Source organism: Peterkaempfera podocarpi (assembly GCF_042466665.1).
Lineage (GTDB): Bacteria > Actinomycetota > Actinomycetes > Streptomycetales > Streptomycetaceae > Peterkaempfera > Peterkaempfera podocarpi.
The window spans coordinates 6,923,545-6,937,864 of record NZ_CP162102.1 but is presented as its reverse complement, the minus strand read 5'-3'; the positions used below and the strand labels follow the sequence as shown (position 1 = coordinate 6,937,864).

Annotated in this window: 11 protein-coding genes; 1 reads left to right on the top strand and 10 read right to left on the bottom strand. The window is 71.7% G+C overall.

The window, feature by feature from the left end; translation table 11 throughout:
* Nucleotides 1-130: 130 nt before the first annotated feature.
* From AB0761_RS30550 to AB0761_RS30515, 8 genes are all read right to left on the bottom strand, one after another.
* The gene (locus AB0761_RS30550) at nt 131-1,468 is read right to left on the bottom strand and encodes an ABC transporter substrate-binding protein (protein ID WP_377272371.1); all 1,338 of its coding nucleotides are present in this window, start codon (nt 1,466-1,468) and stop codon (nt 131-133) included.
* A 245-nt stretch (nt 1,469-1,713) separates the two neighbouring features.
* Nucleotides 1,714-2,598, bottom strand: a complete 885-nt coding sequence (locus AB0761_RS30545; RefSeq protein WP_377272370.1) for a PmoA family protein — start codon at nt 2,596-2,598, stop codon at nt 1,714-1,716.
* Nucleotides 2,595-3,746 (bottom strand): Gfo/Idh/MocA family protein, encoded by a 1,152-nt coding sequence (locus AB0761_RS30540; protein WP_377272369.1) that lies wholly within the window; start codon nt 3,744-3,746, stop codon nt 2,595-2,597. The genes AB0761_RS30545 and AB0761_RS30540 overlap by 4 nt, the downstream gene beginning before the upstream one ends.
* 45 nt (nt 3,747-3,791) lie before the next feature.
* Nucleotides 3,792-4,694 carry a carbohydrate ABC transporter permease gene (locus AB0761_RS30535; RefSeq protein ID WP_377272368.1) on the bottom strand — a complete coding sequence of 301 codons (903 nt, stop codon included), beginning with the start codon at nt 4,692-4,694 and terminating at the stop codon, nt 3,792-3,794.
* Nucleotides 4,691-5,578, bottom strand: coding sequence for a carbohydrate ABC transporter permease (locus AB0761_RS30530; protein ID WP_377272367.1), 888 nt, complete (start codon nt 5,576-5,578; stop codon nt 4,691-4,693). The genes AB0761_RS30535 and AB0761_RS30530 overlap by 4 nt, the downstream gene beginning before the upstream one ends.
* Before the next feature lie 84 nt (nt 5,579-5,662).
* The gene (gene araD, locus AB0761_RS30525; protein ID WP_377272366.1) at nt 5,663-7,405 is read right to left on the bottom strand and encodes an L-arabinonate dehydratase; all 1,743 of its coding nucleotides are present in this window, start codon (nt 7,403-7,405) and stop codon (nt 5,663-5,665) included.
* A gap of 29 nt (nt 7,406-7,434) precedes the next feature.
* The gene (locus tag AB0761_RS30520) at nt 7,435-8,340 is read right to left on the bottom strand and encodes a dihydrodipicolinate synthase family protein (protein WP_377272365.1); all 906 of its coding nucleotides are present in this window, start codon (nt 8,338-8,340) and stop codon (nt 7,435-7,437) included.
* On the bottom strand, nt 8,337-9,029 hold the full coding sequence (locus AB0761_RS30515; protein WP_377272364.1) for a GntR family transcriptional regulator: 693 nt from the start codon (nt 9,027-9,029) through the stop codon (nt 8,337-8,339). Before AB0761_RS30515 ends, AB0761_RS30520 begins: the two co-directional genes overlap by 4 nt.
* Nucleotides 9,030-9,620: 591 nt before the next feature.
* On the opposite strand from AB0761_RS30515, the gene AB0761_RS30510 reads away from it, so the two are divergent.
* Nucleotides 9,621-10,445 (top strand): pentapeptide repeat-containing protein, encoded by an 825-nt coding sequence (locus tag AB0761_RS30510; protein WP_377272363.1) that lies wholly within the window; start codon nt 9,621-9,623, stop codon nt 10,443-10,445.
* Nucleotides 10,446-10,808: 363 nt separating this feature from the next.
* On the opposite strand, the gene AB0761_RS30505 is transcribed toward AB0761_RS30510, so the two are convergent.
* Nucleotides 10,809-12,239 (bottom strand): aspartate aminotransferase family protein, encoded by a 1,431-nt coding sequence (locus tag AB0761_RS30505; RefSeq protein WP_377272362.1) that lies wholly within the window; start codon nt 12,237-12,239, stop codon nt 10,809-10,811.
* On the bottom strand, nt 12,229-14,280 hold the full coding sequence (gene dxs, locus AB0761_RS30500) for a 1-deoxy-D-xylulose-5-phosphate synthase (RefSeq protein ID WP_377272361.1): 2,052 nt from the start codon (nt 14,278-14,280) through the stop codon (nt 12,229-12,231). The genes AB0761_RS30505 and dxs overlap by 11 nt, the downstream gene beginning before the upstream one ends.
* Nucleotides 14,281-14,320 lie beyond the last annotated feature (40 nt).

The window sequence follows — 14,320 nt, the reverse complement described above, 5'->3', positions numbered from 1 at the left end:
GGCGGCCCGGTCCCCCGTAGCGAGCTCAGGGGCGCGGGGACCGCTGCATCCGGCCGGGTGCGGCGGTCCCCGCGCCCCTCGGCATGCACGGCCGCGGGCCGGGAGAGGTTCTCCCGGCCCGCAGCGGAGGTCAGCCCTTGCCGTTGCGCTGCTTCCAGTCGGCCTGGGCCTTGTTGAGCTTCTCCGCGAACTGGTCGCAGAAGTCCTTGGCGCTCACCTGGCCCAGCAGCAGCTTCTGGAAGACCGGCTCCATCTCGGCCTTGCTGGCCGAGTTCCACTCGGGCAGGTAGTACGGCAGCTGCACGATCTTGGTGTTGGGGTCGTTCATGGCCTGCTGGGCCACCTGGGTGGGCTTGGAGTCCTTGATCCAGGAATCGGTTGCCGCATCGGTGTTGGCCGGGATGGAGCCGGCCTTCTCGTTCCAGTAGCTGTTCTCGGTGTGCGAGGCGGCGAACTCGATGAACTTCCAGGCCGCTTCCTTGTTCTTGCTGGTCTTGAAGAGGCCTATGCCGTCCACCGGGTTGGACACCGCGGTGCGCGGCGAGCCGGGCGCGGACGACGGCAGCGGCACCCCGTCGATCTTGTCCTTGCCCAGGGTGTCGATGTGGTTCTGGTAGGAGCCCAGGTTGTGCTGCATCATGCCGATGTCGCCGTTGTCGAACTGGGCGACCATCTTGGTGTAGTCGTTGTTGACGTCGGCCGACGGTGTGGCCTTCTTGTAGAGCCCGACGTACTTCTCCAGCGCGGCGACGTTCCTGGGGTCGTTGACCGTGGTGGTGTCACCGTTCCAGAAGGTGTCCACCCCTGACTGGGCGTACATCATCTCCAGCGCCTGGGCGACCGACCCCGCGCCGCCGCGGATGGTGAAGCCGAAGTGGTTGTGGGCCGGGTCCGTCAGCTTCTGGGCAGCCGCGTAGAAGGCGTCCCAGGTGGTGGGCGGCTGGAGACCGGCGGCCTGGAAGAGGTCGGTGCGGTACCAGATGGTGCCCAGGTTGGCGGAGGTCGGCACGGCGAAGAGCTTGTCGCTGGTGCCCGAGCTCCGGACGATGTCCTCGAAACTCTTGATGATCTTCCCATTGAGGCTGGACGTGGCGAGCCGGTCGTCCAGCGGCTCCAGCACCCCCTGCGCGGCCAGGTCCGCCAGATAGGCGGTGCCCACCCCGCCGACGTCCGGCAGTCCGCCGCCCGCTGCGGCAGTGTCGTACTTCTGCTGCACATCCTTGGTGGGGATGCCGACGTACTCGACCTTGATCCCGGGGTTCGCAGCCTCGAAGTCAGCGATGATCTTCTTCCAGACCGGGGTGCGATCCGGGCCGCCGTTGTTGTCCCAGAAGGTGATGGTGCCCTTGCCGTTGCCCTCGGTGCCGGAACCCCCGGAGCCGCTGCTGGCGCAGGCGCTCGCGGTCAGACCCAGGCAGAGGGCGGTGGCGGCAGCGGCCAGGGCGCGGGATCTCAGTGGTGCGGACATGCTGTCTCCTCGGGGAGAGTGGATGGGGTGGGACGTCAGGAGTTCTGCGGTGCCCAGCCGTCGGCGCCGGCGAGGTGGTCCTCGACCTGCTCCTCGGCGGCCTGCTGCGGCGTCAGCTGGGGCCGGTCCGGGCCGGTGGCGGCACCCGTCGCGGGCGCGCCCGGGGGCGGTCGGAGGTGGGTGCCATGGTCGGTGCGCTCCTTCGGGCTGCCGGATCTGGGCGGCGCGGTTGCGCCGGGGGCGGTTCAGCCGTCCGCGACGACGCGGAGTCGGGGGTCCTCGGCGAGTGCCGAGGCCTGCGCCCGGGTGAGCCGTCCGTCGGCGACCACCGCCGCGATCCGGCGGACCACCGGGGCACCGGGGAGCACCGGCAGCCGCTGCTCCCAGGCCAGCGAGCAGCCGACGCCGGGGTACTCGGCCACCCGCAGGAACCAGGGGTCGGTGCCGTCGTGGACCAGCAGCACCGTCCAGTCGAGGCCGTTCGGGTCGGTTCCGGCCAGCGCCAGCCAGCGGCTGCGGCTGCCGTGGGCGGCCTGCTCGCCCTCGCCGTCGGCGGTGCGCACCAGCAGGTCCCGGGAGGTGGCCGGAGCCCGCCAGAACCAGCCGCCGTAGCCGGCGCCGGGCCTGCCGTTGGTGGCCGGGCTGCCGAGGGAGAGCGGTGCGCCTGAGGTGTTGTGCAGCGTCGAGCGGAGCTCCAGCAGCCAGGCCGTGTCGGAGAGAGGACGGGCGGCGAGCTCGCGTTCCTCGCCGAGCAGCCGCCGGCCGGCGCGGTCCTGCCAGCCGAGGTCCTCCCGCAGGTGCCCGGAGGTCCGGCGGCGCCAGCCGAGGTGCAGCTGGCGGCCGTGGTTGTCCAGTTCGGTGGGGCCCTGGTCGCGCACATATGTGCGACCGCCCCAGAAGTTGGCGCCCGAGACGTCGGGGACGGCGAGGGAGACGCCCAGATGGTGCAGATGGTCCACCGGCATCAGCTCGGTGACCACGGCGCCGCCGAGGGTGCGCACCGGGTGCAGATACGGCCGGGGTGAGACCTCCGGCGGCAGCTCGGGCCGGTGGACATAGCGGGCGACCGCGCGGCCGGCGCAGCGCAGTACGGTGCCGGTGCCCTGCCGTGCGTCCAGGTGCGCGGTCATGCCAGCGCCTCCCTGGCCGCGGTGGCGGCCGGCCAGCCTGCACCGAGTTCGGAGAAGAGGGCCAGCTGTTCGGCGCTGCGTTCCAGCAGGGTGTCGACTCCGTCCACCACCAGGCGTCCGCCGTCCCTCTCGTGCACGGCGGCGGCGGGCAGCGGGGCCGGGTCGGGTGCGGTGCGGACCGCTTCGGCGACCCGCATGAAGGAGCCGGCCGCGGCGGGCGGCACCAGCAGGTCGGCGCCGTGGTCCCGGTGGTCGAGCAGGTTCTCCAGCAGATCGGTGCGGTCGTAGAGGATCTCCAGCGGGCCGTGGCCGCGGCGCTGCAGCAGCACGGTGTCCTGCTTGTACCAGAAGGTGATCCTGCCGCGGTCGCCGTGGACCATCAGATAGGGCTCCGACGGCTGCTCCGCGCAGAGGGTGGCGGCGACCGTGACGGTGGTGCCGCGGGCGGTGTGGACCCGCAGGCAGGAGGTGTCGTCGGCCTCGATGGCGCGGGCGCGGTGGAGTTCCAGTTCGATCCGGGCGACATCCTCGCTGTACGGGCTGCCGTCCAGGTGGAGGGCGGTGGCGACGGCGTGGGCGAGCGGGTTGGTCAGCACCCCGTCGAGGACGGGGGTGCCGTCGTCGAGGGTGCGGCGGCCGGCCCAGCCCGCCCGTGCGTAGTAGGCGGCGTCGCGGACCCAGGCCCCGGCGGCGCCGATGCCGCGCACCTCGCCGATGGCACCGTCGGCGACCAGTCGCCGGACGGCGGGCACGGCGTGCGAGCCCAGGCTCTGGAAGCCGATCTGGCAGGCGCGGCCGGTCTGCCGGATGCCGTCGGCCAGCCGCTGGTGGTCGGCGAGGGTCGCCGCCGGGGGTTTCTCCAGCAGCAGGTCACAGCCGTGGCGGGCGGCGGTGAGCGCCAGGTCCAGATGGGTGTGGATCGGGGTGCAGACGATCACCACCGAGGGGCCGGTGGTGGCGAGCAGGTCCCCGAGGTCGGCGGACTGGACGGGAGTGCCCAGGTCCTGGAGGGCCTCGACGGGCAGCGGGGCGAGGTCGCAGACTCCGGCGAGCCGCACCCGTCCGGCGCGGGTGAGCCGGCGCAGGTTGGCCAGGTGCTGGCGGCCGTGGCCGTGGGCCCCGATGAGGACCACGGAGGTCGGGTTCATGGCGGGCGCCTTCCGTTCGGGTGGATGGATGGCGTTGACGGACCGTCAGCCCTTGACGGCTCCGGCGGAGAATCCCTGCACCAGCCAGCGCTGGATGAAGGCGAAGACGATGACCACGGGTACGGCGGCGATCACTCCTCCGGCGGCCAGGGCGCCGAAGTCGGTGCTGTACTCGCCCAGCGTGTAGCTGAGGCCTACCGGCACCGTGTACTTGTCCTGGGAGTTGAGGAACATCAGCGCGAAGAGGAAGTTGTTCCAGCTGTGGACGAAGGCGAAGGAGCCGACCGCGACCAGCGCGGGGCGCAGCAGCGGCAGCACCACGATGCGGAACGCCTGGAGCCGCCCGCAGCCGTCGACCCAGGCCGCCTCCTCCAGCTCGGTGGGGATGTTCCTGATGAAGCCGCTGATCAGGATGAGCGACAGCGGCAGCTGGAAGACGGTCTCCGCGATCACCAGTGACCAGAGGCTGTTGATCAGCTGCAGACTGCGGAAGATCTCGAACAGCGGAATCAGCATCATGGCGCCGGGGATGAACTGGGTGCAGAGCATGGCGAGCAGGAAGACCTGCTTGCCGCGGAAGCGGAACCGCGCCAGGGCGTAGCCGCCGGCCAGCGCGATCACGGTGGTGGTGACCAGTGAGGCGCCGCCGACCAGCAGGGAGTTCTCGAAGAAGACCGAGAAGCCCAGCCCCGTCCACACCTTGTCGAAGTGGTCGAAGGTGATCGGCCAGGGCAGCAGCGAGGAGGAGCCCGCCGGGCGGACGGCGAAGAGCAGCATCCAGTAGAAGGGCACCAGGGTGAACAGCAGATACAGCCCGAGCGGGACGTATATCTGCCAGCGCGGAGCCCGGTCGCCGGCCCGGTGCTCGGCGCGCGGCAGCATACTGCCGGGGGGCTGCCGGCGGCCCGCGGCGGGCGGGACCTCTACCAGGGTGGGGGCCGCGCTCATGCGCGCTCACCTCCGAACTTGCTGAGTCGCAGATAGGCGACGGAGAAGAAGAGCAGGATCACAAAGGCCACCGTGGTGAGGGCCGACCCGTAGCCGAAGTCATGGGCGGTGGTCGCGGTCTGGGCCACATAGAGCGGCAGGGTGGTGGTCTGGTGGGCGGGGCCGCCGCCGGTCAGGGTGTAGAGCAGGTCGACGTTGTTGAACTCCCACACGGCGCGCAGCAGGGTGGAGAGCACGATGGCGTCCCGCAGATGCGGCAGGGTGATGTGGCGGAAGCGGCGCAGCCGTCCGGCGCCGTCCACCGAGGCCGCCTCGTAGAGGTCCTTGGGGATGGACTGGAGGTCGGCGAGCAGCAGGATGGCGAAGAACGGCACGCCGCGCCAGAGTTCGGCGACCACCGCGGCCCCGAAGACGGTGGAGGTGTCCGAGAGCACCGACGCTCCGTGCTGTCCGATGCCGGCGTCGGCGAGATAGCGGGAGACACCGGTCACCGGGTTGTAGAGCAGCATCCAGATGGCGGTGGTGAGCACCCCCGAGACGGCCCAGGGTGAGAAGACCAGGGCGCGGGCCAGGCCGCGGCCGACGAAGGTCTCGTTGACCAGCAGGGCGAGCAGCAGTCCCAGCACCAGCTGTCCGGCGACTTCCACCAGGACCCACTTGCCGCTGAAGGCGAGGGTCTGCCGGAAGAGGTCGTCCTTGGTGAAGATCTGGACGAAGTTGTCCAGGCCGGCGAAGCCGTTGGCCCAGGGCTTGGTGACGTTGTAGTGCTGCAGGCTGTAGTAGAGGACACTGGCCATCGGGTAGACCAGGAAGCCCAGCATCAGCAGGACCGAAGGGGCGATCAGGACGTACGGGGTGCGGGACTTCTTGGAGAGGACCGTCACCGCTGACTCCTCTGGTTCTGGTAAGCGCTTGCCCGATGGGCGTGCGGAGGTGGCAGCACGCGGATGCCGCGCGCCGGTGGGCGGTCAGCCCGTGTAGGGCTCCGGGTTCCGTCCCGGCCTGGACAGGAAGGCGAAGTCGCATCCGGTGTCGGCCTGGGTGATGTGCTCCTCGTACAGTGCGCCGTAGCCGCGTTCGAACCGCGGCTCGGGCGCCCGCCACTCGGCGCGACGGCGCGCCAGTTCCTGCTCCCCGACCTCGAGGTGCAGCCTGCGGGCAGGGACGTCCAGGGTGATCGGGTCGCCGTCGCGGACCAGCGCCAGCGGGCCGCCGACATGCGACTCGGGGGCGATGTGCAGCACACAGGCGCCGTACGAGGTGCCGCTCATCCGTGCGTCGGAGATCCGCACCATGTCCTGCACTCCCTGGGCCAGCAGCCGCTTGGGGATGGGCAGCATGCCGTACTCGGGCATCCCCGGGCCGCCCTTGGGCCCGGCGCCGCGCAGCACCAGCACCGAGTCGGCGGTGATGTCCAGCGCCGGGTCGTCGATGCGCCGCTGCAGGTCCTGGTAGCTGTCGAAGACCACTGCCGGGCCGGTGTGGCGCAGCAGCCGGGGCTCGGCGGAGATGTGCTTGATCACCGCGCCGTCGGGGGCCAGGTTGCCGCGCAGCACGGCGAGGCCGCCCTCCTCGGAGACCGGGTCCTGCGGTGAGCGGATCACGTCCTTGTCGTGCACCGGTGACCCGGCGATCTGCTCCCCGAAGGTGGTGCCGGCGACGGTGGGCCGCTCAGTGTGCAGCTGCGGGCGCAGCTGCTCCAGCAGGGCGGGCAGGCCGCCGGCGTAGTAGAAGTCCTCCATCAGATGCGCTCCGCCGGGCCGCACATTGGCGAGCACCGGGATCCGGCGGGCGAGCAGGTCGAAGTCGTCCAGGGTGAGGGTCACCCCGGAGCGGCCGGCCATGGCGATCAGATGGATCAGCGCGTTGGTGGAGCCGCCGAGCGCCAGCACGGTGGCGGCCGCGTCCAGATAGGCGTTCCTGGTGAGGATGCGGGAGAGCCTCAGGTCCTCCCACACCAGGGCGACGCTGCGCATGCCGGCTGCGGCGGCCATCCGGTGGTGGGCTGAGTCGACCGCCGGGATGGAGGCCGCGCCGGGCATGGTGACGCCCAGCGCCTCGGCCGCCGAGGTCATGGTGGAGGCGGTGCCCATGGTCATGCAGTGGCCCGGGGAGCGGGCCAGTCCGCCCTCCAGTTCACCCAGTTCGCAGTCGCCGATCCGGCCGGCCCGGTAGTCGTCCCAGTACTTCCACATGTCGGTACCGCTGCCGAGGGTCCGGCCGCGCCAGTGGCCGCGCAGCATCGGCCCGGCAGGGACGAAGACCGCCGGCAGGTCGGCGCTGGCGGCGCCCATCAGCAGCGCCGGGGTGGTCTTGTCGCAGCCGCCCATCAGCACCGCGCCGTCCACCGGATAGCTGCGCAGCAGCTCCTCGGTCTCCAGGGCGAGCAGATTGCGGTAGAGCATCGGGGTGGGCTTCTGGTACGTCTCCGACAGCGTCGCCACCGGGAACTCCACCGGATAGCCGCCGGCCTGCCAGATGCCCCGGGTGACCTGTTCGGCCCGCTCGCGCAGGTGCATGTGGCAGGGGTTGATGCCGCTCCAGGTGTTGAGGACGGCGATCACCGGCTTGCCGAGGTGCTCCTCGGGGTTGAGGCCGAGCTGACGGCTGCGGGCACGGTGGCTGAAGCCGCGGACGCCCTCCCCGCCGTACCAGCGGTGGCTGCGCAGTTCCTCGGGGGCGAGGGTGCGCCGCCCGGTCGTGTCGGTCATGGTGGTCCTCCTCTCGGCGGTGGACGGGGTCAGGCGGTGGCGTTCCACTCGGCGAGCAGCCGGGCGACCTCGGTACGGCCCTCGGGGTCCAGCAGCCGGCTGGGTGTGCGTACCTCGCGTCGGCAGAGCCCCAGTTGGGCGAGGGCCTCCTTGACCACCGAGACGTTGTTGGCGGACTCGTCGGCGGCGCGCAGCTCCTCGAAGCTGCGGATCTGCTCCCAGACCTTCATCGCCCCGGGGTAGTCGCCGCCGCGCAGTGCCGCGAGCAGTTGCAGGGACAGTTCGGGCACGGCGTTGACCAGGCCGGAGGTGAAGCCGGTGGCACCGACCGCCCAGTAGCCGGGAGCGGAGAGCTCGGCGAGGCCTGCCACCCAGACGAAGCGGTCGAGGCCCGCGTCGCGGGCCACCGAGGCGAAGCGCACCGGGTCCGGGACGGCGTACTTGACGCCGATGACATTGGGGCAGAGCTCGCCCAGACGACGCAGCTCGGTGCCGCCGATCCGCGGATTGCGCACATAGGGCACCACACCGAGGTCGGGCACCGCATCGGCGACGGCTCTGTGGTAGTCGATCCAGCCGTCGAGGGCGACATAGGGGTGCACGGGCTGATGAACCATCACCATCGAGGCCCCAGCCTGCTGGGCGTGGCGGGCCGCGTCGATGGCTCCCGCGTTGTCCTGGCCCACACCGGCCAGCACCTCGGCGCCGTCGGCTGCGGCGACCGTGTCCACGACCGCGGCGCGGCGCTCGGCGGCGGTCAGCGCATAGAACTCGCCGGTGTTGCCGTTGGGGGTGACGGCGCGCACGCCGGCCCTGGCCAGTCGGGCCACCAGGGCCCGGTAGGCGGGGCGGTCCACGGTGCCGTCCTCGGCGAACGGGGTGACGGGTATCGCGACCACATCGGCCAGGGCGGCTGCCTGCCGGTCGAACCTCATGGAGTCTGCCTTCCGTCCGGGTGCGGTGCCGGGTAGGTGCGGTTGACGAAGTCCTCGATATGGGCGTGGAGCAGGGCCGCTGCCTGCCCTGCGTCACCGGCCTCGGCGACCGCGAGGATGCGGCGGTGCTCCTCGGCCTCCCGCTCCCAGGACGGTGTCTGCTGCCAGCCGACCGCGGACACCAGGGCGGCCTGGTCGCGCAGGTCGTCGAGCATCCGGGAGAGCAGCGGGTTGCCGCAGGCGCTGTAGAGCGCCCGGTGGAAGTCGCGGTTGGCCAGCGAGCGGTCGGCGGGGTCGGCGGCGGAGTCGGACCGCTCCAGGGCGCCGCGGGCGGAGTCCAGCGGAGCGCCGCGCTGCACACTGCGGCGCAGCGCCTCCGGCTCCAGCAGCAGCCGGACGTCGTACACCGCATGGGCCATGGCTGCGTCGACGGTGCGCACGGCGGCGCCCTTGTACTGGCTCATGGTGACCAGCCCGCTGCCGGCCAGGGTCTTGAGGGCCTCCCGGACAGGCGTCTTGGAGACCCCCAGCCGGGCGGCGAGTTCGGTCTCCACCAGCGGCTGCCCGGGACGCAGCCGACCGGTGAGGATGGCGTGCTTGATGGCCTCCAGCACGACGACGGAGCGGGAGGGGATGGGCGCGGCGGTGGCGTCGAGCAGCATCGGGGTCGGGCCGGCAACGGAGTCCATGCGCCTCTCAGATCTCGCACATCGCGTCTCGTATATGACGTATGACGCGATGACAGTAGGAGCGTGACAGGGGTTCGTCAACGGGTAGGACGGAATCGGTGGAGCGGTTGACAGTGAGGGGAAGCGCTTCCTATGGTTCCCAGTGATGTAAGCCGCGTCACCTCACACAGTCCTCAGGGTTGCCAGCGATATACGCTGGAACTGCGGCAATGCCGTGAAGGCTTGTGAGATGTTGAAGGTAAGCGCTTGCAGGCATGTCCTCGGCGTGGCCGTCTGCCGCTGCCTGGCCGAACCGCCGCACCACCCGCCCGTCCGGTGCGGCCGTGCGGCCGTGCGGCCGCACCCACCACCCGCCCTGACGCAGGGACGGCATCGTCATGGAACTCTGCCTGCCGCCACATCGGCCGCACCCACCACCGGGCCGGCCCACGCCCACGCGCGCGGACTCCTCGCCGGGGGGACTCGGCGGCGCCCCCGGAAGCAACCAGCACCCCTCTGCTGTCCGTTCGGCGCCCACCGGGTTGTCCGCCCCGAGCAGGCGGGCCATAGGCTGCGGTGAGTGTTCGACCGAGGCAGGAGAAACCACTCGCAGTGACCCCGCCCCAGAAGCCCCCCGCCCCGCGACCGTCCCTGCAGTCCGACTGCGGCAGCTGCTTCGGGCTGTGCTGTGTCGCCCTGCCCTTCGCCGCCTCCTCCGACTTCGCCGTCGACAAGGACGCAGGTCGGCCCTGCGGCAATCTCCAGACGGACTTCCGCTGCGGCATCCATTCCCGGCTGCGTGAACGGGGCTTCTCGGGATGCACGGTCTTCGACTGCTTCGGCGCGGGCCAGCAGGTCTCCCAGGTGACCTTCGCGGGCCGCGACTGGCGGCAGGCCCCGGACACGGCGCCGCTGATGTTCGAGGTCTTCCCGGTGATGCGGCAGTTGCACGAACTGCTGTGGTACCTCGACGAAACGCTCGCCCTGCCCGCGGCCCGTCCCCTCCGGGACGAGCTGCGGGAGGCCCTGGCCCGGACCGAGGCGCTCACCCGCGGCACTGCGGAGGAGATCGCGGACCTGGACATGGCCGCACACCGCGGGGAGGTCAACGATCTGCTGCTGCGCACCAGTGAGCTGGCGCGGGCCGGCATACGCGGGCGCGGCAGGAACCACCGGGGGGCCGATCTGATCGGAGCCCGGCTCAGAGGCGCGGACCTGCGCGGGGCCAGTCTGCGCGGCGCCCTTCTGATCGCCGCCGATCTGCGCGGCGCGGACCTGCGGGGCGCCGATCTGATCGGCGCCGACCTGCGGGACGCCGATCTGACGGGAGCCGATCTGACCGGGAGCATCTTCCTCACCCGGGCCCAGCTCAACGCGGCCAGGGGCGACGGCACCACCAGGCTGCCGAAGGCTCTGGGCCGCCCGGCGCACTGGTGACCGGGGGCGCTTCCAGCTGTCCCATCGCCCGGCCGGGGCACGGCCACTGAGCCGACCGGAGTTCAGCCGTCCCGGGCGGCGCCGACGCCCAGGGTGAGGGCGCCGGCAACCGTCGGCGGATGCGGTGAGCCCCGGCAGCGGGGAGGTCGGCGAGCCCCCTGGCCGGCGGCGGCACCGAGCGCCACCGCGCCCCTGCCGCCGACGACCGTCCTGCGCTCCATGCCGGTCCGCGGCTCTGCCCGGTGCACCTGAGAACCGGTGCCCGGCGTCACCACCGGGCACCGAGCAGCCGGACATCCCGGATGACGGTCTGCCGGTCAACTCCCCTGGGGGCAACCGGAGTCGACCGGCAGCCCGACGGGCTCAGCGGTTGGCGACCGCCTGCTTCACCAGCGTCCTGCCGAAGTCCCACATCAGCCCGCTGCCCCGGTGGGCGTCGTCCATCACATCGACAAAGGCGTCGACAAAGCGGTCCACGTCCCGCTCGGTGACCACCAGCGGCGGGATCAGCTTGATGACCTCCAGATGGTCGCCGGAGACCTGGGTGAGGATGCGGTGGCGCTGCATCAGCGGCACCACCACCATCTGGGCGAAGAGCCCCTTGCGGGCCGCCTGCAGGGCCGCCCAGCCGGTGCGCAGCTTCAGCGACCGCGGCTTGCCGAACTCGATGCCGATCATCAGTCCGCGGCCCCGGACGTCGGCCAGCAGCTCGTACTTGTCCACCAGCGCGGCCAGCCGCTCCCGGAAGAGGTCGCCGACACGCCGGGCGTGGGCGACGATCTGCTGGTCCTCCATCACATGCAGGGTGGCCAGACCGGCCGCCATGGCCTGGGCGTTGGAGCCGAAGCTCGCGGAGTGGACCAGCACCCGGTCCATGGAGGAGTAGACCGCGCGGAAGATCCACTCCTTGCCCAGGGTCGCCCCGACCGGGACATAGCCGCCGGAGAGGGCCTTGGCCGCACAGACCAGGTCCGGCTCCACACCCTGCTCGTGCTGATAGGCGAAGAAGTCACCGGTGCGGCCGATCCCGGTCTGCACCTCGTCGCAGATCAGCAGCGCCTTGTGCTTGTGCAGCAGCTCCTGGGCCGCCCTCAGCCACCCGGGCGGCGTCGCATGCACGCCCTTCCCCTGGATCGGCTCCACGATCAGCGCGGCGACATCGCCGCGGCGCAGCTCGCGCTCCAGCGCCGCCAGATCGCCCAGCGGCAGCGGGGTGTCCGGCAGCAGCGGGTCGAAGCCCTTGCGGAAGCCCGCCTCGCCGTTGACCGAGAGCGAGCCCGTGGTCAGGCCGTGGAAGGCATGGTCGCAGTAGAGGATGCGGCTGCGGCCGGTGGCGTAGCGGGCGAACTTCAGCGCCGTCTCGACCGCCTCGGTACCGCTGTTGCCGAAGAAGACCCGGTCCAGGTGCGGGGTGTGGGAGAGCAGCTTCTCGGCGAGCAGACCCGGCAGCGGCGAGCAGTCGAAGCGGGTGAGGTCGGGCAGGTCGAGGTCCATCACCTGCTGCACCGCACGGCGCACCACGGGGTGGTGGCGGCCCAGCGCGAAGATGCCGAACCCGGCCAGCATGTCCAGGTACTCATTGCCCTCGGCATCGTAGAAGTACGGGCCCTCGGCCCGCTCGTAGAACTTGTCGAAGCCGATGGTGTGCAGCATCCGCGGCAGCTGCGGGTTGAGATGGCGCTCCTGGAGCTCGTAGCGCTCCGCTCCGCGCCGGGCGAGCAGATCTGCCAGGTCGAATCCGGCGTCCTCCCTGGACTCGGGGGTCCTGGGTGCGGAGACGGTGTCAGAGGCCACGGTGCGGGTCCCCTCCTCGGGTGCGGGCGGCTTCGGCGGTGCGGGTGCGGCGTACGACGGGGACCCGGGCGGCCGGTGCCCCGTCCAGTGCTGACGCGCTGCGGTTGGCGCCGAGGGCGGCGGCGGCGCGGGCGCGTGCCGCAGGGCGCAGTGCACGGACGAAGGCGGCGGTCTGGGCGGCGATGCCGGGGCCCGTGAGGCCGATCTCATTGAGGATCTCACCACGCCCGGCATGCGCCAGGAACCCCTGGGGGATGCCCAGTTCACGGGCCGGGGTGTGCACATCCGCGTCGCGCAGGGCCTGGGCGACCGCTGCGCCGACGCCGGAGGCGCGGCCGTTGTCCTCCACGGTGACCACCAGACGGTGGTCGGCGGCGAGGCCGGCCAGGGCGGGGTCGACGGGCTTGACCCAGCGGGGGTCGACCACGGTCGCGCTCAGACCTTCGGCGGTGAGCAGGGCGGCGGCGTCCAGGCAGGGCTGCGCCATGGTGCCGACGGCGACCAGCAGGACGTCCGGCGGGTCGGCGAGGCTGCCGCCGGGCGGGGTGGTGCGCCGCAGGACGTCCAGCGAGCCGATCCGCTCCACGGCGGGGATGACCGGTCCGGCCTCCGCCTTGGGGAAGCGGACCACGGTGGGTGCGTCGTGGACGTCCAGTGCCTCGCGCAGCTGGGCGCGCAGCTGGTCGGCGTCGCGCGGGGCGGCCAGCCGCAGCCCGGGGACGACCTGGAGCACGGACATGTCCCACATGCCGTTGTGGCTGGCACCGTCGGTGCCGGTGACACCGGCCCGGTCCAGGACGAAGGTGACGCCCAGGCGGTGCAGGGCGACGTCCATCAGGACCTGGTCGAAGGCCCGGTTGAGGAAGGTCGCATAGACCGCGACCACCGGATGCATCCCACCGGTGGCCAGACCGGCCGCGGAGACGGCGGCATGCTGCTCCGCGATACCGACGTCGAAGACCCGCTCGGGATGGGCCTCGGCGAACTTCGCCAGGCCGACCGGCTGGAGCATGGCGGCGGTGATCGCCACCACATCGGGCCGCTCCTTGCCGAGGAGGGCCATCTCGTCGCCGAAGACCGAGGTCCAGGAGGTGCCGGTGGAGGGCGACAGCGGCAGGCAGGTGAACGGGTCCATGGCTCCGACCGCATGGAAGCGGTCGGCGTCGTCCTTCTCCGCGGGGCCGTAGCCGCGCCCCTTCTCGGTGAGGCAGTGCACGATGACCGGGCCGCCGAAGCCGCGGGCCCGCTCCAGGGCGGACTCCACGGCGGCGGTGTCATGGCCGTCGATCGGGCCGATGTACTTCAGCCCCAGGTCCTCGAACATGCCCTGGGGGGCGAAGGAGTCCTTGAAGCCCTTCTTGGCGCCGTGCAGCGCCCCCAGCACCGGCCGGCCGACCACCGGGGTGCGCTGCAGCGCCTCCTTGCCCCAGGAGAGGAAGCGCTCATAGCCCTGGGTGGTGCGCAGGGTCGCCAGGTGGTTGGCGAGGCCGCCGATGGTCCTGGCGTAGGAGCGCTCGTTGTCGTTGACCACGATCACCAGCGGCCGGTCGTGGGCCTCGGCGATGTTGTTGAGCGCCTCCCAGGCCATACCGCCGGTCAGCGCCCCGTCGCCGATCACGGCGACCACCCTGCGGTCGTGGTGGCCGCGCAGCTGGTTGGCCTTGGCCAGTCCGTCGGCGTAGCCGAGCACGGTGGAGGCGTGCGAGTTCTCGATCACATCGTGCTCGGACTCGGCGCGCGAGGGGTAGCCGGAGAGCCCGCCCTTGGCGCGCAGCCGGGAGAAGTCCTGACGCCCAGTCAGCAGCTTGTGGACGTAGGACTGGTGGCCGGTGTCGAAGAGGATCCGGTCACGCGGGGAGTCGAAGACCCGGTGCAGCGCGATGGTGAGCTCCACCACGCCCAGGTTGGGGCCGAGGTGGCCGCCCGTCCGGGCGACGGCGCCGATCAGGAACTCCCTGATCTCGGCGGCGAGGGCGGGCAGTTGGGCGGGGGCGAGACGCTTCAGGTCGGCGGGTTCGGAGAGGGTTTCCAGCAGGGTCACGGTGTTCCTCGCCTTCGTATCGCTGCTCTGTCGTGGGTGG

Excerpts from the sequence above, each read along its gene's own strand:
- AB0761_RS30535 (WP_377272368.1), bottom strand. The coding sequence starts at position 4,694 with ATGAGCGCGGCCCCCACCCTGGTAGAGGTCCCGCCCGCCGCGGGCCGC.
- araD (WP_377272366.1), bottom strand. The coding sequence starts at position 7,405 with ATGACCGACACGACCGGGCGGCGCACCCTCGCCCCCGAGGAACTGCGC.
- AB0761_RS30540 (WP_377272369.1), bottom strand. The coding sequence starts at position 3,746 with ATGAACCCGACCTCCGTGGTCCTCATCGGGGCCCACGGCCACGGCCGC.
- AB0761_RS30545 (WP_377272370.1), bottom strand. The coding sequence starts at position 2,598 with ATGACCGCGCACCTGGACGCACGGCAGGGCACCGGCACCGTACTGCGC.
- AB0761_RS30520 (WP_377272365.1), bottom strand. The coding sequence starts at position 8,340 with ATGAGGTTCGACCGGCAGGCAGCCGCCCTGGCCGATGTGGTCGCGATA.
- AB0761_RS30515 (WP_377272364.1), bottom strand. The coding sequence starts at position 9,029 with ATGGACTCCGTTGCCGGCCCGACCCCGATGCTGCTCGACGCCACCGCC.
- AB0761_RS30550 (WP_377272371.1), bottom strand. The coding sequence starts at position 1,468 with ATGTCCGCACCACTGAGATCCCGCGCCCTGGCCGCTGCCGCCACCGCC.